The sequence below is a fragment of the Streptomyces sp. NPDC051963 genome, assembly GCF_044593495.1.
Taxonomy (GTDB): domain Bacteria; phylum Actinomycetota; class Actinomycetes; order Streptomycetales; family Streptomycetaceae; genus Streptomyces.
In genome coordinates this window covers 713,025-737,692 of record NZ_JBIUCC010000002.1, presented here as the reverse complement: position 1 = coordinate 737,692, position 24,668 = coordinate 713,025, and the positions used below count along the sequence as shown (strand labels likewise).

22 protein-coding genes and 1 pseudogene are annotated in these 24,668 nt (G+C 70.1%); 11 read left to right on the top strand and 12 right to left on the bottom strand.

Features of this window, described 5'->3' with window-relative positions; translation table 11 throughout:
• Positions 1-288: 288 nt before the first annotated feature.
• Complete coding sequence (locus tag ACIHFB_RS09760) at positions 289-1,650, top strand: glutamine synthetase family protein (RefSeq protein ID WP_365277025.1); 1,362 nt, start codon at positions 289-291, stop codon at positions 1,648-1,650.
• A gap of 182 nt (positions 1,651-1,832) precedes the next feature.
• Positions 1,833-2,214, top strand: a pseudogene (locus tag ACIHFB_RS09755) (DUF664 domain-containing protein).
• Here the strand turns inward: ACIHFB_RS09755 and map (ACIHFB_RS09750) are convergent.
• Positions 2,186-2,968 (bottom strand): type I methionyl aminopeptidase, encoded by a 783-nt coding sequence (gene map / locus ACIHFB_RS09750; protein ID WP_400126243.1) that lies wholly within the window; start codon positions 2,966-2,968, stop codon positions 2,186-2,188. The pseudogene ACIHFB_RS09755 and the gene map (ACIHFB_RS09750) overlap by 29 nt on opposite strands.
• Positions 2,969-3,034: 66 nt before the next feature.
• Between map (ACIHFB_RS09750) and ACIHFB_RS09745 the strand changes: the two genes are divergently transcribed.
• A complete protein-coding gene (locus ACIHFB_RS09745; protein WP_400126242.1) occupies positions 3,035-3,337 on the top strand; it encodes a helix-turn-helix domain-containing protein in 303 nt (100 codons plus the stop codon).
• 121 nt (positions 3,338-3,458) lie between these two features.
• Here ACIHFB_RS09745 and ACIHFB_RS09740 read toward each other — a convergent pair whose 3' ends face one another.
• From ACIHFB_RS09740 to ACIHFB_RS09725, 4 genes are all read right to left on the bottom strand, one after another.
• Positions 3,459-4,676, bottom strand: coding sequence for an MFS transporter (locus ACIHFB_RS09740; protein ID WP_400126240.1), 1,218 nt, complete (start codon positions 4,674-4,676; stop codon positions 3,459-3,461).
• Between the two features lie 139 nt (positions 4,677-4,815).
• The gene (locus tag ACIHFB_RS09735) at positions 4,816-5,868 is read right to left on the bottom strand and encodes an endonuclease/exonuclease/phosphatase family protein (protein ID WP_400126239.1); all 1,053 of its coding nucleotides are present in this window, start codon (positions 5,866-5,868) and stop codon (positions 4,816-4,818) included.
• A 185-nt stretch (positions 5,869-6,053) separates the two neighbouring features.
• On the bottom strand, positions 6,054-6,686 hold the full coding sequence (locus ACIHFB_RS09730) for a TetR/AcrR family transcriptional regulator (protein ID WP_365277011.1): 633 nt from the start codon (positions 6,684-6,686) through the stop codon (positions 6,054-6,056).
• 51 nt (positions 6,687-6,737) lie between these two features.
• Positions 6,738-8,327 carry an MFS transporter gene (locus tag ACIHFB_RS09725; RefSeq protein ID WP_365277008.1) on the bottom strand — a complete coding sequence of 530 codons (1,590 nt, stop codon included), beginning with the start codon at positions 8,325-8,327 and terminating at the stop codon, positions 6,738-6,740.
• Positions 8,328-8,515: 188 nt separating this feature from the next.
• On the opposite strand from ACIHFB_RS09725, the gene panB reads away from it, so the two are divergent.
• The 3 genes from panB to ACIHFB_RS09710 all read left to right on the top strand — a co-directional run bounded on the left by panB (position 8,516) and on the right by ACIHFB_RS09710 (position 11,507).
• Positions 8,516-9,391 carry a 3-methyl-2-oxobutanoate hydroxymethyltransferase gene (gene panB / locus ACIHFB_RS09720; protein WP_365277005.1) on the top strand — a complete coding sequence of 292 codons (876 nt, stop codon included), beginning with the start codon at positions 8,516-8,518 and terminating at the stop codon, positions 9,389-9,391.
• 227 nt (positions 9,392-9,618) lie between these two features.
• Positions 9,619-10,635, top strand: a complete 1,017-nt coding sequence (locus ACIHFB_RS09715) for an ATP-binding cassette domain-containing protein (protein ID WP_400126235.1) — start codon at positions 9,619-9,621, stop codon at positions 10,633-10,635.
• A complete protein-coding gene (locus ACIHFB_RS09710; RefSeq protein ID WP_365276999.1) occupies positions 10,632-11,507 on the top strand; it encodes an ABC transporter permease in 876 nt (291 codons plus the stop codon). Before ACIHFB_RS09715 ends, ACIHFB_RS09710 begins: the two co-directional genes overlap by 4 nt.
• A 6-nt stretch (positions 11,508-11,513) precedes the next feature.
• Here ACIHFB_RS09710 and ACIHFB_RS09705 read toward each other — a convergent pair whose 3' ends face one another.
• Entirely contained in the window at positions 11,514-14,765 is a 3,252-nt protein-coding gene (locus ACIHFB_RS09705) for a BTAD domain-containing putative transcriptional regulator (protein WP_400126233.1), read from the bottom strand.
• A gap of 180 nt (positions 14,766-14,945) precedes the next feature.
• Here ACIHFB_RS09705 and ACIHFB_RS09700 point away from each other — a divergent pair, with 180 nt between their 5' ends.
• On the top strand, positions 14,946-15,746 hold the full coding sequence (locus tag ACIHFB_RS09700; protein WP_365276994.1) for a site-2 protease family protein: 801 nt from the start codon (positions 14,946-14,948) through the stop codon (positions 15,744-15,746).
• On the opposite strand, the gene ACIHFB_RS09695 is transcribed toward ACIHFB_RS09700, so the two are convergent.
• The 3 genes from ACIHFB_RS09695 to ACIHFB_RS09685 form a co-directional block, all read right to left on the bottom strand.
• Positions 15,736-15,948, bottom strand: a complete 213-nt coding sequence (locus ACIHFB_RS09695; RefSeq protein ID WP_400126231.1) for a hypothetical protein — start codon at positions 15,946-15,948, stop codon at positions 15,736-15,738. The two genes, ACIHFB_RS09700 and ACIHFB_RS09695, sit on opposite strands and share 11 nt — an antisense overlap.
• A gap of 81 nt (positions 15,949-16,029) precedes the next feature.
• Positions 16,030-16,746, bottom strand: a complete 717-nt coding sequence (gene npdG / locus ACIHFB_RS09690; protein ID WP_400126230.1) for an NADPH-dependent F420 reductase — start codon at positions 16,744-16,746, stop codon at positions 16,030-16,032.
• A gap of 37 nt (positions 16,747-16,783) precedes the next feature.
• Positions 16,784-17,851, bottom strand: coding sequence for an exo-alpha-sialidase (locus ACIHFB_RS09685; protein WP_400126228.1), 1,068 nt, complete (start codon positions 17,849-17,851; stop codon positions 16,784-16,786).
• A gap of 112 nt (positions 17,852-17,963) precedes the next feature.
• Here ACIHFB_RS09685 and ACIHFB_RS09680 point away from each other — a divergent pair, with 112 nt between their 5' ends.
• Together ACIHFB_RS09680 and ACIHFB_RS09675 are read left to right on the top strand one after the other, a co-directional pair.
• Complete coding sequence (locus tag ACIHFB_RS09680) at positions 17,964-18,563, top strand: hypothetical protein (protein ID WP_400126226.1); 600 nt, start codon at positions 17,964-17,966, stop codon at positions 18,561-18,563.
• Between the two features lie 43 nt (positions 18,564-18,606).
• Positions 18,607-19,911 (top strand): MFS transporter, encoded by a 1,305-nt coding sequence (locus ACIHFB_RS09675; protein ID WP_400126224.1) that lies wholly within the window; start codon positions 18,607-18,609, stop codon positions 19,909-19,911.
• 14 nt (positions 19,912-19,925) lie between these two features.
• On the opposite strand, the gene ACIHFB_RS09670 is transcribed toward ACIHFB_RS09675, so the two are convergent.
• A complete protein-coding gene (locus tag ACIHFB_RS09670; protein WP_210586862.1) occupies positions 19,926-20,159 on the bottom strand; it encodes a hypothetical protein in 234 nt (77 codons plus the stop codon).
• 105 nt (positions 20,160-20,264) lie between these two features.
• Positions 20,265-21,728, bottom strand: coding sequence for an IS607 family element RNA-guided endonuclease TnpB (gene tnpB, locus ACIHFB_RS09665; protein WP_400126223.1), 1,464 nt, complete (start codon positions 21,726-21,728; stop codon positions 20,265-20,267).
• A gap of 177 nt (positions 21,729-21,905) precedes the next feature.
• Between tnpB and map (ACIHFB_RS09660) the strand changes: the two genes are divergently transcribed.
• Both map (ACIHFB_RS09660) and ACIHFB_RS09655 read left to right on the top strand, forming a co-directional pair.
• Positions 21,906-22,763 (top strand): type I methionyl aminopeptidase, encoded by an 858-nt coding sequence (map, locus tag ACIHFB_RS09660; protein WP_400126221.1) that lies wholly within the window; start codon positions 21,906-21,908, stop codon positions 22,761-22,763.
• Positions 22,764-22,934: 171 nt separating this feature from the next.
• The gene (locus ACIHFB_RS09655; protein ID WP_400126219.1) at positions 22,935-23,582 is read left to right on the top strand and encodes a heme oxygenase (biliverdin-producing); all 648 of its coding nucleotides are present in this window, start codon (positions 22,935-22,937) and stop codon (positions 23,580-23,582) included.
• Positions 23,583-23,584: 2 nt separating this feature from the next.
• On the opposite strand, the gene ACIHFB_RS09650 is transcribed toward ACIHFB_RS09655, so the two are convergent.
• Positions 23,585-24,229, bottom strand: a complete 645-nt coding sequence (locus tag ACIHFB_RS09650; RefSeq protein ID WP_365276969.1) for a PhzF family phenazine biosynthesis protein — start codon at positions 24,227-24,229, stop codon at positions 23,585-23,587.
• Positions 24,230-24,668 lie beyond the last annotated feature (439 nt).

Below are 24,668 nucleotides of genomic sequence, written 5' to 3'. Positions count from 1 at the left end.
GGGTGACCTCTCGTAGAGAGGTCACAGGAAAGACCGGATAGCAACCCCTCTTCGGGGTCGGCCATGAGCGACCTTCGGGGTCGGCCATTACGGATGTCGGTGCGAGCAGGCAGTATGGGCACTGAGCAGTACACCTCCCGGTTCGGAGGCGTTCACGCCGAGGTCGGCGGGGCGATCATGGTCGGCAACGCGCATGAAATGGTGTTGTGGTGTGATGCTCAGGTGCCCGACCGCCTCCCACGGTGCAGAGGACAGGCGGCCTGACCAGCAAGGATGGGGAAGCGGAAGATGGACAAGCAGCAGGAGTTCGTGCTCCGTACATTGGAGGAGCGCGACATCCGTTTCGTACGCCTGTGGTTCACGGACGTGCTGGGCTTCCTCAAGTCCGTCGCGGTGGCCCCGGCCGAGCTGGAGCAGGCCTTCGACGAGGGCATCGGGTTCGACGGCTCCGCGATCGAGGGCTTCGCCCGGGTGTACGAGTCCGACATGATCGCAAAGCCGGACCCGTCGACCTTCCAGGTCCTGCCGTGGCGCGCCGAGGCCCCGGGTACGGCCCGAATGTTCTGCGACATCCTCATGCCGGACGGCTCCCCGTCCTTCGCCGACCCGAGGTATGTCCTCAAGCGCGCCCTGTCCAAGACCTCCGACCTGGGCTTCACGTTCTACACGCACCCGGAGATCGAGTTCTTCCTGCTGAAGGACAAGCCGCTGGACGGCTCGCGGCCGACCCCCGCCGACAACTCGGGCTACTTCGACCACACGCCCACCCACGTCGGCCAGGACTTCCGCCGGCAGGCGATCACGATGCTGGAGTCGATGGGCATCTCGGTCGAGTTCTCGCACCACGAGGGCGCCCCGGGCCAGCAGGAGATCGACCTGCGCTACGCGGACGCGCTCTCCACGGCCGACAACATCATGACGTTCCGCCTGGTCATGAAGCAGGTGGCGCTGGAGCAGGGGGTCCAGGCGACCTTCATGCCGAAGCCGTTCTCCGAGCACCCCGGCTCGGGCATGCACACCCACCTCTCCCTCTTCGAGGGCGACCGCAACGCGTTCTACGAGTCCGGCTCCGAGTACCAGCTCTCCAAGGTCGGCCGCTCCTTCATCGCGGGCCTGCTCAAGCACGCCGCGGAGATCGCCGCGGTGACCAACCAGTGGGTGAACTCGTACAAGCGCATCTGGGGCGGTTCCGAGCGCACCGCCGGCGCCGGCGGCGAGGCCCCCTCCTACATCTGCTGGGGTCACAACAACCGCTCGGCCCTGGTCCGCGTCCCGATGTACAAGCCCGGCAAGACGGGCTCGGCGCGGGTCGAGGTCCGCTCGCTCGACACCGGCGCGAACCCCTACCTGGCGTACGCCGTCCTGCTCGCCGCCGGCCTCAAGGGCATCGAGGAGGGCTACGAACTCCCGCCGGGCGCCGAGGACGACGTCTGGGCCCTCTCCGACGCCGAGCGCCGCGCGATGGGCATCGAGCCGCTGCCGCAGAACCTCGGCGAGGCCCTGTCCCTGATGGAGCGCAGCGACCTGGTCGCCGAGACGCTGGGCGAGCACGTCTTCGACTTCTTCATCCGCAACAAGCGCCAGGAGTGGGAGGAGTACCGCTCCGAGGTGACGGCGTTCGAGCTGCGGAAGTCTCTGCCGGTGCTGTAGGCGCAGGTCAGAGGGGTATGCCCGGTGAAGCAGCTGAGGGGGCCGGCGGTCGTGGATCCGTCGGCCCACAGTTCGTCAGTCCTGCCGGGCTCTCCCCCGAGCGCAGCCGGTGCTGTGGTACGTGACGGTTCTTCCGATCAATTGGGGCGACACCCGTTCCGAGGGACGGGAAACTCCTCGCGATGACTCAACGAACCGACACGCCTCCCACGTGGGACGAGCGTGCGCAACTTCGCCGCTGATGACGTTGTGCGGGCTGATCAGTCATCTGCGCTGGGTCGAGTACCGCTGGTTCCAAGTGATGTTTCTGGGCGAGGAACTCGCGGGTCCGCTCACCGAGGCGACCGACGATGATCCCGATCCTGAGATGCGGACAGCGGTCGACATCCCGTTGCCCCGGCTTCTCGCCGAGTACGAGGAGCAGAGCGCCCGCTACCGTCGCCTGGTGTCCGAGCACGACCTGAACACAACGGCCACCTCGACATCGTGCGTGAACTCGTCGACGGGCGGAGTGGTCGGCACGAGGACTCCGACCTCACGGCTGTGCCCTCTTCGGCAGCGTGAGGATCTCGGCTCCGTCGTCGGTGATGGCGATCGTGTGCTCGCTGTGTGCCGTCCGGCAGCCGGTCGCGCTTCGGAGGGTCCACCCGTCGGTGTCGGTGACGATGTCAGCGGTGTCCGCCATGACCCACGGCTCCAGTGCCAGCAGCAGACCGGGGCGCAGTTTGTATCCGCGGCCGGGTCGTCCGGTGTTCGCAACGTGCGGGTCCTGGTGCATCGTCGATCCGATGCCATGCCCGCCAAACTCGGTGTTGATCGGGTACCCCGCCTCACTGAGGACCGTGCCGATGGCGTGGGAGATGTCGCCGATGCGGGCTCCGGGCCCGGCGGCGGCGATCCCCGCGGCCAGGGCGCGTTCGGTGGCACTGATCATCGCGACGCTCTCCGGGGGCTGCGCGCCGCCCACGATGAAGCTGATGGCGGCGTCCGCGGCGACTCCGCCCCTGGAGACGGCGAGGTCGAGGGTCAGCAGGTCGCCGTCGGCAAGCGTGTGGTCGTGGGGCCGCCCGTGGAGCACGGCGTCGTTGACGGCGGTGCAGATGTAGTGGCCGAACGGGCCGCGTCCGAAGGACGGTTCGTAGTCGACGTAGCAGGACTGCGCGCCGGCCTCGACGATCATGGCCTTGGCCCACCGGTCGATGTCGAGAAGGTTCGTGCCGATCGCACTACGGCTCTTCAGCGTCTGAAGGATCTCGGCGACCAGGGCGCCCGTGTCTTTCGCCCGGGCCAGCAGGGTGGGGTTCAGGATCTCGATCATGCGGCGTCCTTCTTGTGCAACCAATAACTATCCCGGCCAAACTATACCGGTACTAGAATCGGAGTCATGGTCAGGTTGCCGCTCACTCCCGCAGAGGTCGAACGCGGACAGCGTCTCGGCGCCCTTCTCCGTCGGGCCAGGGGGGAGCGCTCGATGCTCCGTATCGCGCTCGACGCACATGTCTCACCGGAGACCCTCCGGAAGATCGAGTCGGGCCGCGTGGCCACCCCCGCCTTCCCGACCATCGCGGCGATCGCCGACGTCCTCGGCCTCTCCCTCGACGCGGTGTGGGCCGAGATCAGCCGGCCCGAAGGTGACGTTGAACCGACCGACACCGACCACGACGCGCCCGCGCGGTTGGCCTCGTAAGTCTCTGATCAGCTCGAAAACGTACAGGTCACGGGGTTGTCGCTGATCCAGAGGCCACACACCAAAGCGCCGGACGGGCAGTGACTGCCCGTCCGGCGCTTTACGGCAAGGTCCGTGCCGATCAGAAGTGCACCGTCTCCGACCGCTCCGGCACATGCCCCGCGACCAGCCGTTCCCGCCCGGCCTGCGGCTCCCGGCGCCGGTCGACGACGTATGCCGCACCCGCCACCGCCAGCCCGAGCACCGCCAGTGCCGCGCCCGCGAGTGCCGGCGAGGTGACTCCGAAGCCCGCGGCGAGGGCCAGGCCGCCGATCCATGCGCCGCCGGCGTTCGCCAGGTTGAAGGCCGCCTGGTTGGCGGAGGACGCCAGCGACGGGGCCGAGGACGCCTTCTCCATGACCATCAGCAGGAGCGGGGAGCTGGTGACGAAGGCCGCCGTGCCGAGCAGGACGACGCCGAGGGGCGCGCTCCACGCCGTGCCCATCAGGGCCGGGAAGAGGGCCAGGACCGCCGCCAGCGAGATCAGGCCGCCGAACAGCGTGCCCCGCATCGAGCGGTCCGCCAGCCGCCCGCCGAGCAGATTGCCGGCGGTCGCGCCGACGCCGAACAGCGCCAGCAGCAGGGTCACGCTGGAGTCGGCGTACCCGGCGGAGTCGGTGAGCATCGGCGTGATGTAGCTGTACGCGGCGAACAGCGCGCCGAAGCCGGCGACGGTGGTGCCGAGGGCGAGCCACACGGGCAGCGACTTCAGCGCCGCCAGTTCGCCGCGCAGACCGGCGGAGGGGGCGTGCGTGCCGTCGCGGGGGACGAGGAGCGCCAGGGACACGATGGCCGCGATGCCGATCACGCTGACGCCGAGGAACGTGGACCGCCAGCCCAGGGACTGGCCCATCAGCGTGGCCACGGGCACGCCCGCGATGTTGGCGACGGTCAGGCCGAGGAACATCAGCGACACCGCGCGCGCCTTGCGCTCGGGCGCCGCGAGGCCGGTCGCCACGACCGCGCCGACGCCGAAGAAGGCGCCGTGCGGCAGCCCGCTGAGGAAGCGGGCGGCGAGCAGCCAGTGGTAGTCGGGGGCGAAGGCGGAGAGCGCGTTGCCCGCCACGAACAGGGTCATCAGCCCGATCAGCACCGTGCGCCGGGACATGCGCGCGGTGACGGCGGCGAGCAGCGGGGCGCCGATGACGACGCCGAGCGCGTACGCCGAGACCAGGTGGCCGGCGCTGGGGATCGAGATGTTCAGGTCGTCCGCGACGTCGGGCAGCAGGCCCATCATCACGAACTCGGTGGTGCCGATGCCGAAGGCGCCCACGGCGAGGGCAAGCAGGGCCAGGGGCATGAGGTGCCTGAGCCTTTCAAGAGGAGCGGAGTTCCGTACATATTAAGTTCATGTACGGAACAAAGCCTCTCAGGGCCAGTATTCCGCGAGGTTAAGCCACGGTTGCCGCGATCCACCGAAACCGCGCTGACAGGGCCTTTCAGGAAGAGTCTGTGTCGACCTTCACACGCGCCGCCACCGGCAGATGGTCGCTCCCCGTCTCCGGCAGCGTCCACGAGCTCATCGGCTCGACGCCCTTCACCATGATCTGGTCGATCCGCGCCATCGGGAACGACGCCGGCCAGCTGAACCCGAACCCGCTGCCCGCCGCGCCCTGCGTGGAGCGCATCTGCGCGGTGACGGCGTTCAGCGCACGGTCGTTCATCGTGCCGTTGAGGTCGCCGAGCAGCACGACCTTCGTCAGCTTCTCGTCGGCGATGGCCTCACCGAGCGCGTTGGCGCTCTTGTCGCGCTGCCGGGCGGTGAACCCGGCCTCCAGCTTCACGCGCACCGACGGCAGATGGGCGACGTACACCGCGACCTGCCCGGCGGGCGTGGTCACGGTGGCGCGCATGGCGCGCGTCCAGCCCAGCTTGATGTCGACGGACCGCACGCCGGTGAGCGGGTACTTGCTCCACAGCCCGACGGTGCCCTCCACCGAGTGGTACTTGTACGTCGACTCCAGCGCGTCCTCGTACGTCGGCACCGCCGCGCCGGTCAGCTCCTCGAGGGCCACCACGTCGGCGCCGGAGGCGGCCACGTCACGGGCGGTGCCGGCCGGGTCGGCGTTGTCGGCGTTGACGTTGTGCGTGGCCACCGTGAGGTCGCCGCCGGCGCCGGTCTTGTCGGTGACCAGGCCGCCGAAGATGTTCAGCCACACGATCGCCGGGACCAGCACCGCGATCAGCGCGGTCAGCGACTTCCGTACCAGCGCCAGCAGGAGCAGCACCGGGATGGCCAGTCCCAGCCAGGGCAGGAACGTCTCCGTGAGGCTGCCGAGGTTGCCGACCGCGTTCGGGATGCGCGAGTGCAGCACCATCACCAGGGCCAGCAGCAGCGCGAGGGCGGCCAGGACGAGGCCACGGCGCCAGATCCGGGGATCTCCGCGCCAGCCGGCGGTCAGCCGGCCGAGCAGGCGCCGGAACCGGGAGATCCGCGACTCGGGCCCCGAGCCGTCGCTGTCCGTCTCCGTCACGTATGCCTGCTGCGCCATACCGTCGCCTCACTACCTGCCGTGCACACCGTCCGTCCCCCGTGCCCTACAGACCCTAGGGGATTTTCGGTTCCGTTCATGCCGTCTCCGACGGCCGTACGGGCACGAGGACGTACAAGTCGGCGGCGCCAGTTCCGGTCGCGGGCATGGAAAGCGCGCTCTGTGACGCAACGCGCACATGCGGGTTACGCGGGCGGCGAACTGACGGGCCGTACTCCTTCGAGCAGCGTGTCGACGATCTGTTCGGCGAGACCGTCGGGGAGTTCGGCGTCCGGGCGCATGACGGCCCTGACCAGCATGGGGCCGACGATGATGTCGTGCAGCACCTCGATGTCGACGTCCGTCCGCAGCTCACCGTTCTCCCGACCGCGGCGCAGGACTTCGCAGCCGAGCCTGCGGCGGGGGGCGATGACGTTGTTCTCGTACGCCGCCCAGATCTTCGGGCTGCTCTTCATCTGGGCCTGGACGTTGTGCAGAAGCGCGGAGGAACGGGTCATCAGCCCACGCCTGCGCAGCTGTTCGAGGAGGGCAACGAGGTCGTCGCGCATCGACGTGCCGGGAAGTTCCGGATCCGGTGGCTCGGCCATGCGCACGACGTCGACGAAGAGCTCCTCCTTGCCGCTCCAGCGACGGTAGATGGTGGCCTTGCCGACACCGGCGGTGCGGGCGATGCGCTCGATGGACAGTTCCGCGAGCGGCACGCCCTCCTCCAGAAGCTTCACGACGCCCTCGACGATGGCGCGCTCCACGGCTTCGCTGCGGGGGCGGCCCCGTGCGGGGCCCTCCTGCTTGTACTGGCTCCCGCCGCGGCTGCTCACGTTGCTCCGTCCCTTCTGTGGCCTGAGGTGATTCTCCCCCGGGCACGGCACTTACTCGGCCGCCACCAACTCCTGCTGCTCCTCGCCCTTCTGCGGTGCCGTCACCTTCCCCGGCAGGAACAGGCCCACCACGACGGCGCCGATCAGCGCGACCCCCGCCCCGCACAGCGCGGTGAGGTGCATGGCGTGCAGGAAGGCGTCGTTGGCCGGGGTGATGAGGGACTGTCCCTGCGGACCGAGCTTCGCGGCGACGCCGAGCGTGGCCTCGATGGACTCGCCGGCGGTGTGGCGCAGGCCCGCGGGGAGGGCGGCCAGCTTGTCCTCGATGCCCGTGCGGTAGGCCGTCGACAGCACCGAGCCCAGCACCGCGATGCCCAGGGCGCCGCCGACCTGGCGGAAGGTGTTGCTGAGCGCGGAGGCGGAGCCGGCCTTCTCGCGGGGCAGGGCCTGCATGATGACGACGCTGGTCGGGGTCATGATGTGCGCCATGCCGGTGCCCATCAGGAAGAAGATCACCTCGAGGATCCAGATCGGCGTGTCCGCCTCCAGCGTGGCGAACGCGGCCAGCATCGCGGCGATGATCAGCATCCCGGCCGTGGTCGTCGCCCTGTTGCCGAAGCGGTCGACCACCAGCCGGGCCCTGGGCGCGAAGATCAGCTGCGCGACGGCCAGCGGCAGCATCAGCAGACCGGTCTGAAGCGGCGAGTAGCCGCGCACGCTCTGGGTGTAGAAGACGGAGAAGAAGGTCACGCCCATCAACGCGAAGAAGACCAGCGCGATGGCGGCGATCGCGGCCGAGAAGACCTTGTTCTTGAAGTACTTGACGTCGATGGACGGATGGTCGCTGCGCGCCTCGAACACGACGAAGCCGACGAGTACCGCGAGGCCCGCACCGATCGTCGCCAGCACCTGCGGGTCGGCGAAGTCGGCGAGCTGGCCGCCCTTGATGATGCCGTAGACGAGCAGGACCAGGCCCACCACCGACAGGACCACGCCGACCGGGTCGATCCGGCCCGGGTTCGGGTCGCGGGAGTCGGGCACCAGCCACACCATCAGCCCGACCGCGACGATCACGATCGGCACGTTGATGAGGAAGACCGAGCCCCACCAGAAGTGGTCCAGGAGGATCCCGCCGGTGATCGGGCCGATGGCGATGGCGAGACCGACGCCGCCCGCCCAGATGCCGATGGCCTTCGGCTGCTCCTCGCGCTCGAAGACATGCATGAGGACGGCGAGGGTGGCCGGCATGACGAACGCGGCACCGAAGCCCATCACCGCACGGAAGGTGATCAGCTCGCCGGGTGTGCCGGAGAAGGCGGCGAGGGCGGATCCGATGCCGAACAGGACGAGCCCGCCGAGCAGGACCTTCTTGCGGCCCAGGCGGTCACCGAGGAGGCCGGCCGTGAAGAGCAGTCCGGCGAAGACCAGGGTGTAGGAGTTGATCGCCCATTCCAGCTCGCTCTGGGTGGCGCCCAGACCGGTCGGAGCGGGGGTCGAGATCGTCTTGATGGCGACGTTCAGGATGGAGTTGTCGAGCACCACGATCAGCAGGCTCAGCATCAGGACGCCGAGGATCGCCCAGCGGCGCCGGTGGACGGCTTCCGATATGCGGGGAGCTCCGGGGACGGCAGGGGTAGTCATGGCGTCGAGCGTAGGGCCTTTACGATACGAGACCGTCTCGTATTGTAAATCTTTTACCCAGCCCTTACGTGCGGTCCGCCTCTTACGTGACGAGGGTCCTCTAGCCGTCCTCTGGCACGAGGTGCCACCATGGAGGTGATCCGGGGACGCCGTCAGGGTGCCTCGAGATGACGTAAGGAGCCGTTGCCATGACGCAGCTTTCGGCTGCCCCCACTGCTCAGCAGAAACCTTCCGACGGCAGCAAGGCGCTGTACGGGGGCAAGGGCACTCGCCGTATCACCGTTCGCGACATCGCCACCGCCAAGGAGCGCGGTGAGAAGTGGCCCATGCTCACCGCGTACGACGCGATGACCGCGTCCGTCTTCGACGAGGCCGGCATCCCGGTCATGCTCGTCGGCGACTCGGCGGGCAACTGCCACCTCGGGTACGAGACGACCGTGCCCGTCACACTCGACGAGATGACCATGCTGTCGGCCGCCGTCGTACGGGGCACGTCACGCGCCCTCATCGTCGGCGACCTGCCCTTCGGCTCCTACCAGGAGGGTCCGGTGCAGGCGCTGCGCTCGGCGACCCGGCTGGTCAAGGAGGCCGGCGTCGGGGCCGTCAAGCTGGAGGGCGGCGAGCGCTCGCACCGGCAGATCGAGCTGCTGGTCGAGTCCGGGATCCCGGTGATGGCGCACATCGGCCTGACCCCGCAGTCCGTGAACGCGATGGGGTACCGGGTCCAGGGACGCGGCGAGGAGGCCGCGCACCAGTTGCTGCGGGACGCCAAGGCCGTACAGGACGCGGGTGCGTTCGCGGTGGTGCTGGAGCTGGTGCCGGCGGAGCTGGCGGCCGAGGTGACGCGGACGCTGCACATCCCGACCGTCGGGATCGGCGCCGGACCGGAGACGGACGCACAGGTCCTCGTCTGGACCGACATGCTGGGCCTGACCGGCGGCCGGGTGCCGAAGTTCGTGAAGCAGTACGCCGATCTGCGTGCGGTCATGGGCAACGCCGCCAAGGCGTTCGCCGAGGACGTCGTCGGCGGAACGTTCCCGCTGGAGGAGCACTCCGTCCACTGACGTACAGAGCCACTGCGGCACCACCGAGCAGCCCCGCCGATCTTCCCCCGTCGGCGGGGCTGTGGTGTGCTCGCCCCTTTTTGCGCCTAAACCGGCGCCGCTCTCGCGGAACTGGTTGCTCGCCATCGTGGTTCCTCAATAGATGGTTGCGGTGCTTGTCGGGGAGTTGTCGGTGCTGTCGGATGCTTGTCGGAGGTTTGTCGGTGGGCCCTGGCACTGTCACTGCCATGACGCGAATCGACAAGAACGCCACAGTCGCAGTGAGCGTGCGGGGGTTGGTCAAGCACTACGGCGAGACCAAGGCGCTGGACGGCGTCGACCTGGACGTGCGCGAGGGCACCGTGATGGGTGTGCTCGGGCCGAACGGGGCCGGAAAGACCACCCTCGTACGGATCCTGTCCACCCTCATCACGCCGGACACCGGCCAGGCCACCGTCGCCGGGTACGACGTCGTACGGCAGCCCCGGCAGCTGCGCCGGGTGATCGGGCTCACGGGGCAGTACGCCTCCGTGGACGAGAAGCTTCCCGGCTGGGAGAACCTGTACATGATCGGGCGGCTGCTCGACCTCCCGCGCAAGGAGGCCAGGGCCCGCGCCGACGCGCTCCTGGAGCGCTTCTCGCTCACCGACGCCGCCCGCCGGCCGGTGAACACCTACTCCGGCGGTATGCGGCGACGGCTGGACCTGGCCGCGTCGATGATCGGCCGCCCGCAGGTGCTGTTCCTCGACGAGCCCACCACCGGACTCGACCCGCGCACCCGCAACGAGGTGTGGGACGAGGTCAAGCGGATGGTCGGGGAGGGTGTGACCGTCCTGCTGACCACCCAGTACATGGAGGAGGCCGAGCAGCTGGCCTCCGAGCTGACGGTCGTGGACCGCGGCAAGGTCATCGCGAACGGCGAGATCGAGGAGCTGAAGGCGAAGGTCGGCGGCCGCACCCTGCGGATCAAGCCGGCGGACCCGCTGCAACTGCGCCCGCTCGCCCAGGACCTGGACGAGCTGGGCATCACCGGCCTCGCCACCACCACCGTCGACACCGAGGCCGGCAGCGTCCTGGTGCCGATCCTCAGCGACGAGCAGCTCACCGCCGTGACCGGCGCGGTCATCGCCCGGGGCATCACCATCAGCTCGATCACCACCGAACTGCCCAGCCTGGACGAGGTGTTCCTCTCCCTCACCGGCCACCGAGCGAGCGCCCCGCAGGACGCCGCGCCCACCGACGCACGCGAGGAGGTCGCCGTATGAGCGCCCACCCGTCTCCCACCACCACCCTCAACGAGGCGCTTCGCGCCGCCCCTTCCGATATCGCCACCCAGCCGACAGATCTGAAGGACGACGCCCGCATCCCCCTGCGCGGCCATCTGCGCCACACCGGGGCCCTGGTCCGCCGCAACCTGCTGTGGATCCGGCAGGACCCCGAGTCGATGTTCGACGCGCTGCTGATGCCGGTCGTCTTCACCCTGCTGTTCGTGTACGTCTTCGGCGGCTCGATCGGCCAGGCCCTGGGCGGCGGCCAGGACGGCTATGTGCAGTACGTGATCCCCGGCATGATCGCGATGATGAGCATGACGCTCTCCCAGGGCGTCGGCACCGGCTTCAGCCAGGACTTCAACTCCGGTGTCATGGACCGCTTCCGGTCCCTGCCGATCGGGCGCGGCTCGGTGCTGTTCGCGAAGATCTCGGTCGAGCTGGTGCGGATGCTGTTCGCGACGACCGTGCTGATGATCGTCGCCGTGCTGGTCGGTTTCGACATCGACAACTGGGCCGGTCTGCTGGCGGCCGTGGGGCTGTCCGCGGTGTTCGCCTCGTCGATCATGTGGGTGTTCCTCACCCTGGGCGTGATCCTGAAGAACGCGCAGTCCGTGCAGGCGATGGGCTTCCTGGTGCTGTTCCCGTTGCAGTTCGGCTCGTCGATCTTCGCGCCGACCGCGTCGATGCCGGGCTGGTTGCAGGCGTTCACCGACTACAACCCGCTCTCCACGCTCGCCGACGCGGCGCGCGGACTGATGGTGGGCGGCCCGGTCGCGCACGACCTGTGGGTGACGCTGGGCTGGTCGGTGGCGATCACGGCCGTGGCAGCGCCGTACGCGATCCACAAGTTCCGCACCAAGAACTGACCCGCCTCACACCAGGGCGGCGGCCTCCTCCGGGGAGAGGCCGCCGCCCTCCGCGTACGCCGTCTCGTACTCCTCGTCGCCGAGCAGCTCGCGGAGCGGCCGCTCGGACCGCTCGCGCACGGTGCGCTCCAGGCGGGTCGGGACATGGCGGGGCGGCAGCGCGGCGTCGGCGGCGCCGAGACAGCGGGCGCCGTCGCGGGCGCGGCGGCCGCCGTCGAGGCCCGCCAGGGCGACGGCCGCGGTGGTCAGATACGCCGAGCGCATGTGCGGCGCGATGGCCTCGGACAGCGGGTCCCGGGCATGCTCCAGCGCCCGCCGGATCTTGTCGAGGGCTGCCTCGTGGCAGCCTTCGACCGCGTCCAGCCAGGCCTCCGCCGCCAGAATGAAGGCGTCGAAGACGACGAAATGGGCGATGGCGAAATCCTCGCGCAGCAGCCGGACGTGCTCGCGCGCCTCCGGGACGCGGTCGGTCATGCCGAGCCAGCCGGCGAGGAAGAGCCGGGCGGCGGGCATGGCCTCGTTGTGGGAGCCGTTCTGCTGGGCGACGACGTCGCGCAGGATGCGTTCGCCGCGCTCGGCCTCGCCCGCCTCCAGCAGTGCGCTGCCGAGGCGGGCGCGGAGCACGGCCGTGTGGCCGCGGGCGCCGAGCCGGTCGGCCTGCTCGATGGCCGCCTCGAAGTCGAGGACGGCGAGGCGGTGGTCGCCCTCGCGTTCGCGGGCCTCGGCGCGGGCGGAGAGCGCCTCCGCGGTGCCCCAGGCGTCGCCGAGGCGCCGGTAGATCTCCAGCGACTCATCGGCGTCGCGGGCGGCGCTGCCCGCCCAGTCGGAACGGTTGGCCAGGAGGTTGGCGCGCATCTGGAGACAGCTGGCCAGCTCCCACTCGTAGCCGGGCGCGCTCCGGCAGGTACGGATGGCGGCGTCGCCGATCGTGCGGACCCGGTGCATGTCGCCGGTCATCACCACGGCGAAGAACCAGAGCATGCCGGGGCTGCGGCAGGTCTGCGGCAGGCCGGGCTCGTAGCTCGTGGCGATGGCCCGCAGTTTCTCCTGTGCCTCGGGGGTCTGCCAGGCGTCCAACTCGGTGTCCATGCAGGCGAGATGGATCAGATGGACGCCGCGCCGCGCCTCGTCGAGGACCAGGCCCGTCCAGGGCAGCGGCACGTCCGTGCAGCGCTCCCACAGCGGCTCGACCGTGCGCACGGGCGCGGCGAACGGGTCGGGGCCGAGAGCCATGACCTCGCGTGACCAGGTGCGGGCCTCGATACGCAGATCGCGGATCTGCCAGTACCAGCTCAGCGACAACACCAGGCACAGCGCTTCCTGCTCGTCGTGGAGGACGACGGCGTGACGCAGGGCGGTGCGCAGGTTCTCGTACTCGCGCTCCAGCCGGGCGATGGCGGCGGCCTGGTCCCGGCCGCGCAGCAACGGGTCGGTGGTACAGGCGAGTTCGCGGAAGTACGTCAGATGCGCACGCTCGGCGGCGGCCCGGTCACCCGCCTCGTCGAGCCGTTCGCCCGCGTACTCGGCGACGGTCTCCAGGAGCCGGTAGCGCATCTCGCCGCCCTCCTCCGAAGGAGCCGCGACGACAAGGGACTTGTCGACGAGGGAGCCGAGCGCGTCGAGGGCGGCCGGCCCGCAGACCGCCTCGGCGGCGGCGAGGTCGCAGCCGCCCGCGAACACCGACAGCCGGCACAGCACGTCCCGTTCATCGGCGTCGAGCAGATCCCAGGACCAGTCGACGACGGCCCGCAGGGTCTGCTGACGGGGCAGCACGGTGCGGCTGCCGGAGGTGAGCAGCCGGAAGCGGTCGTCGAGCCGGTCGACGATCTGACGGGGGGTCAACATCCGTAGCCGGGCGGCCGCGAGCTCGATGGCGAGGGGCAGCCCGTCGAGCCGCCGGCAGATCTCGGCGGCCGCCTCGGGATCGCTCTCGATCCGGAACCCGGGCCGGGCCGCGGCACCCCGGTCCGCGAGCAGCCGCAGCGCGACGGGCTCCGGGAGCGGCTCCACCGGCCGCAGCAACTCCCCCGGTACGCCGAGGGGTTCACGACTGGTGGCCAGGACGGTGAGTCCCGGGCACCGCTCCAGCAACTGCTCCACCAGCCGGGCGGCGGCCTCGACGACATGCTCGCAGTTGTCGAGGACGATCAGCATCCGACGCCGGCCGCAGTGCTCGGCGAGCCGCGTGACGGGGTCGTCATGCCGCTCCAGACCGGCCCGTATCTCCTCCGCCCCGGCGCCGTACAGCACGGTCTCGCGGGCACCGACCGCGGTGAGCACGGCTTCCGGTACCGCGGCGGGGTCGTCGACGGGCGCCAGCTCGGCCAGCCACACCCCGTCCCGGGCCGCGTCCCGCACGGCCTCGGCGGCCTCCTGCGACAGCCGTGTCTTGCCCGCCCCACCGGGCCCGAGCAGCGTGACGAGCCGGGCGGCGGCGAGATCCCCGCGGATGGCATCGATGTCGGCCTCCCGGCCGACGAAGGACGTGAGACGGGCCCGCAGATTGCCGGCCGGCCGGCCCGGGACCCGCACATCCTCCTCGGGGTTCAGCAACTCCCCGTGCAATGCCCGCAGTTCGGCCCCGGGATCGGACCCGAGCCGGTCCGCCAGCAGTTGTCGTACGTCGTCATAGGCGGCCAGCGCCTCGGCGGCCCGCCCCGTGTCGCGCAGGGCGCGCAGACGCAGCGCCTGGAGAGGCTCGTCCAGGGGGTGGCCGTCGCACAGGGCGGTCAGCTCGGGCAGGGACTGTTCGGCCTGGCCGAGGGCGAGGGCGGCGCTGTGGCGGGCGCGGAGGGCGTCCAGCCGCCGGGTCTCGCAACGGGCCGCCTCCGCGGTGCGGTCGGGGAGGTCGGCGAGGGCGGGCCCGCGCCACAGGGCGAGGGCGTCGTCGAGAACCACGGCCGCCTTGGCGGGGTCGTCGTCGGCGAGGGCGCGCAGGCCGTCGCCGACGAGCCGCTCGAATCGGTGCAGGTCGATGTCGTCGCCCGCGGCGGCGAGCCGGTAGCCGCCCGCCACGGACTCGACGGCATCCGCCCCGAGCGCCCTGCGCAGCCGCCCCACCAGCGCCTGCACCGCAGCCGTGGCGTCGGCGGGCGCCTCCCCGTCCCACACCTCGTCGACGAGCACGCTGACCGGCACGGTCCGCCCTGGCCGCAGCGCAAGCACGGTCAGCAGCGCACGCAGGCGCGCACCGCCGACCGGAACGGTGGTGCCGTCGGTGCGGAGTGCCTGGGTGGTACCGAGGATGCGATAGCGCACGGGCCCATTGTCCCTGCTGCCGCCCCGTCCCTGCCTCCGGGTTTACACGCGCATGAACGGGGAGGAGCCGAGGGGCGAGGGTTTCCACGGAACCCACAACCCATCGGGAGACGTTTTCCTCGTGGGCCCGGTACCGTCGGGCAGTCCCAGCGCATTGCACATGAGTCCAGGGGGAGCCCGATGACCACCGCCACCACCCGCCGCAGCGACCGGCGGATCAGTCCCGTCTTCCTCGGGATCCTGGCCGTCACGGCGGTCACGGGCTGGGCCACCTGGACCGGGTTCGCCGAACAGCCCGGCGTGGCCGTGTTCCTGTTCGTGACGGCGGCGTGGATCGTCTCGCTCTGTCTGCACGAGTACGCACACGCGCGCACCGCCCTGCACAGCGGCGACATCTCGGTCGGCTCGAAGGGCTATCTCACCCTCAACCCGCTGAAGTACACCCACGCCCTGCTCAGCATCGTGCTGCCCGTGCTGTTCGTGATCATGGGCGGGATCGGCCTCCCCGGCGGTGCCGTCTTCATCGAGCGGGGACGCATCCGCGGCCGCTGGCGGCACAGCCTCATCTCCGCGGCCGGTCCGCTGACGAACGTCCTCTTCGCCGCCGTCTGCACCGCGCCCTTCTGGCTCGACGCCCTCGACGGCGTACCGCGCGACTTCCGTTACGCCCTCGCGTTCCTGGCGCTGCTCCAGGTCACGGCCGCGATCCTGAACTTCCTGCCGGTCCCCGGCCTGGACGGCTACGGGGTCATCGAGCCCTGGCTGTCGCACAACGTCAAGCGCCAGGTGGAGCCGTTCGCGCCGTTCGGCCTGCTGTTCGTGTTCGCGCTGCTGTGGGTGCCGTCGATCAACAGCGTGTTCTTCGACGCCGTGGACTCGATCCTGTCCGCCATGGGGATCACCGACTTCGAGACCTACTGCGGCCAGGACCTGTACCGCTTCTGGCAGGGCACGAACGAGTTCTGCCAGGTCAGCCAGTGACTTCAGGCCGTCGGCCGGCCTTGCCGCGCTTGACGTAGTACCAGGTCATGTTGGACGACAGCCCCGCGAGCAGCACCCACACGACACCCAGCCAGCTGCCCTGCACAAAGGAGACGACGGCCGCGGCGACGGCGAGGAGGCAGACGGCCAGGGAGTAGAGGGCGAGTCGCCGGGCCGGGTCGGGTGGGAGCAAGGGGCGCATGGGGGTCGGCTCCTGTCGGGGGACACTACGGACTACGGGTCTACGGACTCCGAACTACGACGCCCAGTGTCCCCCATCGGCTCATACGTCCGTGATGCGGAGCCCGGCGTGTGCCTTGTAGCGGCGGTTCACGGAGATCAGGTTCGCGACCAGCGACTCGACCTGGTGGGCGTTGCGCAGCCGCCCGGCGAAGATGCCGCGCATGCCCGGGATACGCCCGGCGAGCGCCTGCACGACCTCGACATCGGCCCGCTCCTCCCCCAGCACCATCACATCGGTGTCGATCTCCTCGATCTCCGGGTCCTCCAGCAGCACCGCAGAAAGATGGTGGAAGGCGGCGGTCACCCGCGAGCCCGGAAGCAGCGCGGCGGCCTGTTCGGCGGCGCTGCCCTCCTCCGGCTTCAGCGCGTAGGCGCCCTTCTTGTCGAAGCCGAGCGGATTGACGCAGTCGACGACAAGCTTGCCCTCCAACTCCCCCCGCAGGGATTCGAGCGTCTTGCCGTGCCCTTCCCAGGGCACGGCGACGATCACGATGTCACTGCGGCGGGCGGTCTCGGCGTTGTCGGCGCCCTCGACGCCGTACCCCAGCTCCTCGGCGGCGGCCCGCGCGCGCTCGGCGGCCCGCGAACCGATGATCACCTTCTGGCCGGACCGGGCGAGCCGGTAGGCGAGGCCCTTGCCCTGCGGCCCGGTCCCGCCGAGCACTCCGACGACCAGCCCGGAGACGTCGGGCAGGTCCCAGGGGTCCTTGGCGGGGGCCTTCGCGGGCTTCTCTGCAGCACTGTCGGTAGAGGTCATGGGCCGACTTTACGTCCGCCCCCACGGCCCCACAGGGTCAGGTGAGCTCCGTCACCGGGATACGCCGGAAGCTGATCGTCTCGTAAGGGCCGAAGTCGCCCGTCTCATAGAGAAGTCCGACGGTGGACGCATCGACGCGGACGAGATCGGAGTACCCGGCCGGCAGGCCGTCGACCGTGAACACCGGCCGCCAGGTGGTGCCGCCGTCGACGGAGGCGCGCACGGTCATCAGGGCGCGGCCATGGGCCGGACCGGAGTAGAGGAGCAGGTCGGGGTCGCGGATCTGGAGGACGCTCGCCTCGCAGACGGGGGCGGTCAGACCGGCCTGCGGGCGGAACGGCTTCACCAGGGTGCGGCCGCCGTCCTCGGAGTGGGCGTCGGCGCGGTTGCCGGGTGAGCGGGAGTCGGTGCGGGTGTTGAAGTAGACGCGGCCGTCGGGGAGTTCGGCGGCGGTGGTCTCGTTGGCGTTGAGGTAGTCGGTCGGGCTGTCGTCGACATAGCCGAGATACCAGTTCTCACCGAAATCGTCACTCAACAGGCAGTGGCCGCCGTTGTACTGGCGCTCGTTGCCGAGGTCGGTGCCGATGGGCGGCACGGTGTGGTTGGCGGGGACGACGACCCGGCCGGTGCTCAGCTGGAGGGCGTGGCCGGGCGTGGTGGCGTACCAGCGCCAGCCCGGCTCCTTGACCTGCTGGGTGATCTCCCTGGGCTCGGACCACGTCACCCCCTCGTCATCACTGTGCTGCACCCACACCCGGCGCCCGTCCTCGTCCTTGACCTCGCCGCGCACGATCGCGGCCTCGGTGGCACCGGCGGCGTTGCGGACATGGACGAGCAGGACGCGGCCGGTGTCGAGGACGACGGGGGCGGGGTTGCCGGCGAGGTCGGCGCCGTTGTGGGCGACGGTCTGCTGCGGGCTCCAGGTGCGGCCGCCGTCCGTGGAGCGTTTCAGGACGATGTCGATATGGCCGTGGTCGCTCGCGGACTCGACCCGGCCCTCGCAGAAGGCGAGGAGGGCGCCGGAGGCGGTGGCGACGACCGCCGGGATCCGGTAGCTGGCGCAGCCGTCCTGGCCGGCGCGGAAGGGGACGCTGGTGTCTGTCATCGGCGGACTCCTCATGGATGGTGCGGCGGGTGATCCCGCCGTCTGCCCATGGTGGGCGAATTCGTGGTGAACTCCACATCACGAGTGGCGGGTTGCGGCAGGATGCCGTCGCATGGATGCCGTACGTGTCGCGCTGCTGCGCGAAGTGCTCGCCGGGACCGAGTGGTTGGGGGCCACACGCCGTTTCGCGGGGGTGTTGCGCGGTTCGGTGGTGTCGCACGGGGGCGGGCTGCTGCTGGTCGGCACGCCCGGCTACGAGCCGTGGCATCTGGCCGCCCATCTGGTGGACGAGGCGGCCTGGTCGGGAACGCCGGAGCTGTCGCCGACTCTCGTACGACATGAAGCGCGCCCCTCGGATCCGGCGCACCTGGCGGTGGGGCTGGGACGGCTGACGGCGGCCCGGCGCGGAGAGACACTGCTGGTGGTGTCACCGGGCGATCCCTGCCCTGCCCTGCTGGAACGGGTGCACGACGCACGCCAGGCCGGGGCGACGATGCTGGCGCTGGGAGCGGCGGGCGAGTTGGCGGCCATGGCACACGAAAGGCTGGCCGTGCCGGATGCGGCGGAGCTGGACCTGGACACCGTGCAGCACCTCGTCAGCGCCGCCGCCGGGGAGAACGCGTTGCCGGTGCCCAGAGGGCGGCGGCGTTTCCGGGACAGACTGTCGCGGCTGGCGGACGAGTTGACCGCACCGCCACCGACCCCCTGGTAAAAGCAGTTGCCGCTCCCCCGGGCTTCGCCGACGATGAGCCCCCGTGACCGACGACGACGCCACCGACCCCCCTTCCGGCCTCAGAGCCCTGCTCCCCGACCTCTCCCCTTGGCGGGCGTCCCGTGATTTCCGGCGTCTGTGGTGGTCGGGCCTGATCTCGAACTTCGGAAGCTTCCTGACCTTCGTCGCACTGCCGGTGCAGTTGAAGGAGCTGACGGGATCGGCGGCGGCGGTGGGCGCGATCGGCGCCGTGGAACTCGTACCGCTGCTGGTCTTCGGCCTGTACGGCGGGGCGCTCGCGGACGCCTGGGACAAGCGGAAGCTGATCGTGTGGACGGAGGCCGGCCAGGGCCTGCTCAGCGCGGCACTGCTGGTCAACGCACTCCTCCCGGACCCCGCGATCTGGCCGCTGTACGTCGTCGCCGCCCTGTCGTCCGCCCTGTTCTCCGTGCAGCGGCCCGCGCTGGACTCCCTCTGGCCCCGGATCGTGGCCCATGAGCATCTGCCGGCGGCGGCCTCGCTGAACGCCTTCCGCTGGACCCTTGGCGGGGTCGCGGGCCCGGCCCTGGCGGGCGTGGTGGTGGCGTACGCGGGGCTGGGCTGGGCGTACGGCGCCGACCTGGCCACGTTCGCCGTCTCTGCCGTACTGATGATCCGTATCGCCTCCTCCCCCGCCTCCCACGAGGCGGCGAAACCGTCCCTGAAGGCCATCGCCGAGGGCGCCCGGTACGCGTGGAGCCGCAAGGAACTCCTCGGCACCTACGCCGTCGACCTGGCCGCGATGTTCTTGGCGATGCCGCTGGCGGTGCTGCCGTTCCTCGCGGACGAACTGAACGCCGAGTGGTCGCTGGGCCTGATGTACGCGTCGGTCCCGCTCGGCGCGATGCTGGTGAGCGGGACGAGCGGCTGGACGTCACGGATCCACTTCCACGGCCGGATGGTGGTGGTCTCGGCAGCCCTGTGGGGCCTGGCGATCGCGGCCGCCGGCGTCGTCGGCAACGTATGGCTCGTGCTGCTGTTCCTGACCGTGGCCGGCGGCTGCGACATGGTCAGCGGGATCTTCCGCGCGGCCATGTGGAACCAGACGATCCCGGACGAGCTGCGCGGCAGGCTCGCCGGGATCGAACTGCTGTCGTACTCGGTCGGCCCGACCGTGGGCCAGGTCCGCTCGGGCGGCTTCGCCGCACTGTGGGGCGTACGGGCATCCGTCTGGTCGGGCGGCCTGCTGTGCGCAGGGGCCGTAGGGGTACTGGCTCTGTGCCTGCCGAAGCTGATGACGTACGACGTACGCACCAACGAGCACGCAACAAAGATGCGCAACCAGCGCACGGCACCGGCAGAGGCCTGATCAGCAATCGTCAGTCAGTCATCGTCGGTCTTGCCGCCCGCCGAGGCGTCGTGCCACCGCGGATCGTTCTCCCACTCCAGGTTCCGCTCGCGGGCGGTCTCCATCGCGTGCTCGGCCTCCGCACGGGTGGCGTACGGCCCGAAGCGGTCCTTGGCGGGACACTCCGGCCCCTCCTCCACCTTCTTGTGTTCGAGGCAGTAGTACCACTCGCCGGGCTTCCCGACGGTCCGCTTCTTGAACAGCGCCATGACCAACTTCCTTCCTCTTCTTCTCGCCACCGACATGTTCCGTTACTCAAGTCTCAGTGACTCTCAGTCTTCCAGGCGTTTCCGTCTGGAAGGTCCGTGGCGGTGTCACCGAAGCGTGGGTTGCGCTTCGGTGTCCTGACGACGGTCTCCCGTTTCCGTCTGCCGCTGGTGCGGCAGGGCTGCGCCACCTGCCCGCCCGCCTCGGCCGGTGTTCCGGTCGGGGCGTTGGCGGCGGGTCTTACGGTCGGCTCCACGGGGTTTGGACACGCGGGGCGTGTCCTGGTCTCCGGCCACTCCGGTACCAGTGGTGCAGGCCGCCGCGAGGGCGACCAGGTTGCGGGCTGCGTTCGCGTCCCGGTCCATCACAAGCGGGCACTCGTCGCAGTCGAAGACTCGGACGTGCAGCGGAAGCTTGGCTTTCACCGCGCCGCAGTTCGAGCAGGTCTTGGAGGAGGGATACCAGCGGCCGGCCACGATGGTGCGGCAGGCGTTGCGTCGGCCCTTGTAGGTGAGCTGGCGCCGGATCTCCCCGAACCCGGCATCCGATACACGGCGGGCCAGCCGTTTGTTGCGGAGCATTCCGGCGACGTTGAGGTCTTCGACCACCACCGTGCCGTACTCGGCCCTGATGCGAGTGGTGAACTTGTGAAGTGCGTCGGTGCGCAGGTTCGCCACTCGGTGATGGATCCTGTTGCGCTCGGCGTTGGCCTTCTCCCACCGTTTCGACGGTTTCCGGCCGGTCCTGCGGTCCGGTCCCTCCCGCCGGGAGACTCGGCGGGAGTGGAACCGCAGCAGCTTGAGAGCGCCGTCCAGATGCTTCGGGTTCGGCTCGTAGCGGATCTCGCCCGAGCTGTCGGCCAGGACCGCCAGGTGCTTGACGCCCAGGTCGATCCCGACCACCGTGTCCGGCCGGTCGACGCGGCTGATCTCCCGGGAGGTTTCGACCTGGTAGGAGACGAACCAGCGCCCGCGCTCATGCCGGACGGTCGCGGACAGGATGCGCGCCGTTCCGGCCTGAACGCGGGTCAGCAGCTTGACCGTGCGTTCGTGGGTACGGATCGTGCCCAGCCGGGGCAGGGTGACGTGCCGGCCGTCCGGCTCGACGCGGATCGTGCCGGTGGTGAACCGGCAGGCCAGGCGGGCCTTCCGCTTCGGCTTCCGGCGCGGGATGCCCACCCTGGCGCCCTTGCGTCTGCCCTGCTCGGACTTGGCGTAGGCCTCGAACGCGGCGGACGCGTTCGCGACGCCGGTGCTGTAGGCCTCCTTGGAGTTCTCCTGCCACCAGTCGGCGAATCTCGCGTCGGTGGTCTTGATGCGGTTGAACTCCTTGCGCAGCGCGGGCAGCGACCACGGCCGCCACGGCGTCAACTCCTCCTCACCGATGCCGTAGGTGGCCTCGGCCCTGCGCTGCCACCACGAGGCGGTCACCCACGACACAGCCCAGTTGTAGGCGGCGCGCGCGGCACCGCAGTGCGAGCGCAGCGCCCGCTCCTGCCCGGCGTGCGGATCGAGAGCGAACCTGTAGGCCTGCACCACACGCCCGGACTGCGGCCGGAACTTCCCGCTCACTCGGCGACCTCACCCCCGCTTCGAAGATCTCCCCACCGCACCCAACGAGCACCGCCCGTAAAGGTCACATATTCGACGAGGGAACGCCTGTTTTCGTCCGGGGACACAAGTCGAGAGTGGCTACGATCGATTGCCCAGCAACCATCAGCCCCACGCCCGCTGGTTAGACTCGCTGGCATGTCTGGCCAGTCGCTGCTCGTACCAGGGGAGCTGTCTCCCACCCGTTCCGTGCCCGGAAACATCCGTCGCCCCGAGTACGTCGGCAAGCCCGCGCCGACGCCGTACACCGGACCGGAGGTGCAGACGCCCGAGACGATCGAGGCGATGCGCATCGCCGGCCGGATCGCGGCGCAGGCGATGGCGGAGGCCGCGAAGCTGATCGCCCCCGGGGTGACCACGGACGAACTGGACAAGGCGGCGCACGACTACATGTGCGACCACGGCGCCTACCCGTCGACGCTCGGCTACCGGGGCTTCCCGAAGTCCCTGTGCACCAGCCTCAACGAGGTCATCTGCCATGGCATCCCCGACTCCACGGTCCTGCGGGACGGCGACATCATCAACCTCGATGTGACGGCGTACATCGGCGGGGTGCACGGCGACAACAACGCGACTTACCTGGTGGGCGAGGTGGACGACGAGAGCCGCCTCCTCGTGGAACGCACCCGAGAGTCCCTGACCCGGGCGATCAAGGCGGTGAAGCCGGGCCGCCAGATCAACATCATCGGCCGCGTGATCGAGTCGTACGCGAAACGCTTCGGCTACGGAGTCGTCCGGGACTTCACGGGCCACGGCATCAACTCCTCCTTCCACTCGGGCCTGATCGTCCCGCACTACGACAGCCCGCACGCCACCACGACCATCCAGCCCGGCATGACCTTCACGATCGAGCCGATGCTGACGCTGGGAACCCACGAGTACGACATGTGGGACGACGGCTGGACGGTCGTCACGAAGGACCGCCGACGAACGGCCCAGTTCGAGCACACGCTCGTGGTGACAGAAACCGGAGCGGAAATCCTGACGCTCCCGTAGCACCACACCCCCAAGCCCGCCCCCCTCCCCCAGGAGGGCGGGCTTTCGCATGCATGGGTGCCGAACCCCAACCACGGGTATCCTTTTACCGACAAGCCGTCGGCAAGTTTCCCGACAGGAGGTCGGGAAGAGGTTGACTTAGGTAAGCCTAACCATAGAAAATCTGGGTTCATGGACTCCTTCTCGACTCTCATCCGCACCGCGTCCCACGAACAGCACGTGGAGGCAGAGACCTCGACGTTCATGAGTGACCTGCTCGGCGGAAAACTCGGCGTCGACGCGTACGCGCGCTACACCGAGCAGTTGTGGTTCGTGTACGAGGCATTGGAGACCAATGCCGAGCGGCTGACATCGGACCCGGCGGCCGGCTCGTTCATCCAGCCGGAACTGTTCCGGCTACCGGCACTGGAGCGGGACCTGGAGCACCTGCGCGGCCCGGACTGGCGCGCAACCCTCACAGCACTCCCAGCGACCCGGACCTACGCAACCCGCATCGCCGAGTGCGCCGACACCTGGCCGGCGGGCTACATCGCCCACCACTACACCCGCTACCTCGGCGACCTCTCCGGCGGCCAGATCATCCGCGACAAGGCCGAGAAGACGTGGGGGTTCGCGCGCAAGGGCGACGGGGTCCGGTTCTACGTCTTCGAGGAGATCGCCAACCCGGCGGCGTTCAAGCGGGGTTACCGGGAGCTGCTGGACGAGGTCCACGCGGACGACCTGGAGAAGCAGCGCATCATCGCGGAGTGCAAGAGGGCGTTCGCCTTGAACACGGGGGTCTTCCAGGCGCTGGGCCAGGAGTTCCGCCTCTCAGCCTGAGGTCACCGCTCAAGAACGACGCGCCCACCGACCTCCACCCACCCCTCCGGCTGCGGCGCCGTGAGGATCTGGGATCCCGCGCCCTGGGTGATGTTCAGGGCGCGACCCAGTTTCGCGGTCAACTGGAGCGCGGCCGCACCCGTGGCCTCGTCCTCCACCACCCCGTCCCCCCGCCCGGGAAATCCACGGGCCCGAACCCGTCCCCCCGCCTCGTCCTCCCAGGCCCACGCATAGACCCACTCCCCCGGCGGCGGTACGGCGAGGTCATCGACTTCACCGGCCGTGGCGTACTGCCGGAAGGTACGCGGCGCGGGCCACTCCGCCCGCGCCTCGATCCAGCTGAACTCCCCGTCCAGCCGGGCGCCCACGACACCGGCCGGTGTCACCAGCTCCGGAACGTCCAGCAGCCAGGCCGCGCCGACGCAGGGGTATCCGGCGAACGCCAGCCGCACGGACGGCGTGTAGATGTCGATGACCCCCCGCTCGGGGTCGTCCACGAACACGGTCTCGCTGAAGCCCAGTTTCGCCGCGAACGCCTGGCGGTCTGCCCGCTCGGGTATGACGGAACCTTCCCGTACGACGCCGAGTTCGTTCCCGTATCCACCCCCGGCCCCACAGAACACACGCACCACGTCGTAATCAGTCACCCCGGCATTGAAACACCGCCCGGCGCAAGGGGGAGGCGAGGTGGGTCACACAGCCCGGCGCTACCGGGGTGCCGCCTGCGCCCACCCGTGCCGCCCCAGGCGGCACGAATGCCCGCAGCTGGGCGGGCGGACGGGAGCCGCAGCTGGGCGGCGCAGCCAAGCCGCACGAATGCCCGCAGCTGGGCGGCGGTAGGCCTGGCCACCGTGTAGCCGCTGTCGCGCGCGGCGAGAAGGGGGCGGGGTGGGGGGTGTCTGCCCGCAGGGTTGTCGCGTCAACACGGGTGCGTTGGTGAGAGACCGATTTCGCGACGTTCCGAGGACGGACACCCCCCCCCCCCCCCCCCCGCCCCCGCCGCGCCCGCGGCGGCGCCCCCCCCCCCGCGGGGCGCCGGGCGGGGGGAGCGCGCGGGGCAGGGGCGGGGGTTGGCGCCCACCCCCC

Excerpts from the sequence above, each read along its gene's own strand:
- ACIHFB_RS09725 (WP_365277008.1), bottom strand. The coding sequence starts at position 8,327 with ATGACTACCCCTGCCGTCCCCGGAGCTCCCCGCATATCGGAAGCCGTC.
- ACIHFB_RS09760 (WP_365277025.1), top strand. The coding sequence starts at position 289 with ATGGACAAGCAGCAGGAGTTCGTGCTCCGTACATTGGAGGAGCGCGAC.
- ACIHFB_RS09715 (WP_400126235.1), top strand. The coding sequence starts at position 9,619 with ATGACGCGAATCGACAAGAACGCCACAGTCGCAGTGAGCGTGCGGGGG.
- ACIHFB_RS09740 (WP_400126240.1), bottom strand. The coding sequence starts at position 4,676 with ATGCCCCTGGCCCTGCTTGCCCTCGCCGTGGGCGCCTTCGGCATCGGC.
- ACIHFB_RS09695 (WP_400126231.1), bottom strand. The coding sequence starts at position 15,948 with ATGCGCCCCTTGCTCCCACCCGACCCGGCCCGGCGACTCGCCCTCTAC.
- ACIHFB_RS09685 (WP_400126228.1), bottom strand. The coding sequence starts at position 17,851 with ATGACAGACACCAGCGTCCCCTTCCGCGCCGGCCAGGACGGCTGCGCC.
- ACIHFB_RS09700 (WP_365276994.1), top strand. The coding sequence starts at position 14,946 with ATGACCACCGCCACCACCCGCCGCAGCGACCGGCGGATCAGTCCCGTC.
- ACIHFB_RS09655 (WP_400126219.1), top strand. The coding sequence starts at position 22,935 with ATGGACTCCTTCTCGACTCTCATCCGCACCGCGTCCCACGAACAGCAC.
- map (WP_400126243.1), bottom strand. The coding sequence starts at position 2,968 with ATGATCGAGATCCTGAACCCCACCCTGCTGGCCCGGGCGAAAGACACG.
- map (WP_400126221.1), top strand. The coding sequence starts at position 21,906 with ATGTCTGGCCAGTCGCTGCTCGTACCAGGGGAGCTGTCTCCCACCCGT.
- ACIHFB_RS09735 (WP_400126239.1), bottom strand. The coding sequence starts at position 5,868 with ATGGCGCAGCAGGCATACGTGACGGAGACGGACAGCGACGGCTCGGGG.
- ACIHFB_RS09680 (WP_400126226.1), top strand. The coding sequence starts at position 17,964 with ATGGATGCCGTACGTGTCGCGCTGCTGCGCGAAGTGCTCGCCGGGACC.
- ACIHFB_RS09710 (WP_365276999.1), top strand. The coding sequence starts at position 10,632 with ATGAGCGCCCACCCGTCTCCCACCACCACCCTCAACGAGGCGCTTCGC.
- panB (WP_365277005.1), top strand. The coding sequence starts at position 8,516 with ATGACGCAGCTTTCGGCTGCCCCCACTGCTCAGCAGAAACCTTCCGAC.
- npdG (WP_400126230.1), bottom strand. The coding sequence starts at position 16,746 with ATGACCTCTACCGACAGTGCTGCAGAGAAGCCCGCGAAGGCCCCCGCC.
- ACIHFB_RS09745 (WP_400126242.1), top strand. The coding sequence starts at position 3,035 with ATGGTCAGGTTGCCGCTCACTCCCGCAGAGGTCGAACGCGGACAGCGT.
- ACIHFB_RS09670 (WP_210586862.1), bottom strand. The coding sequence starts at position 20,159 with ATGGCGCTGTTCAAGAAGCGGACCGTCGGGAAGCCCGGCGAGTGGTAC.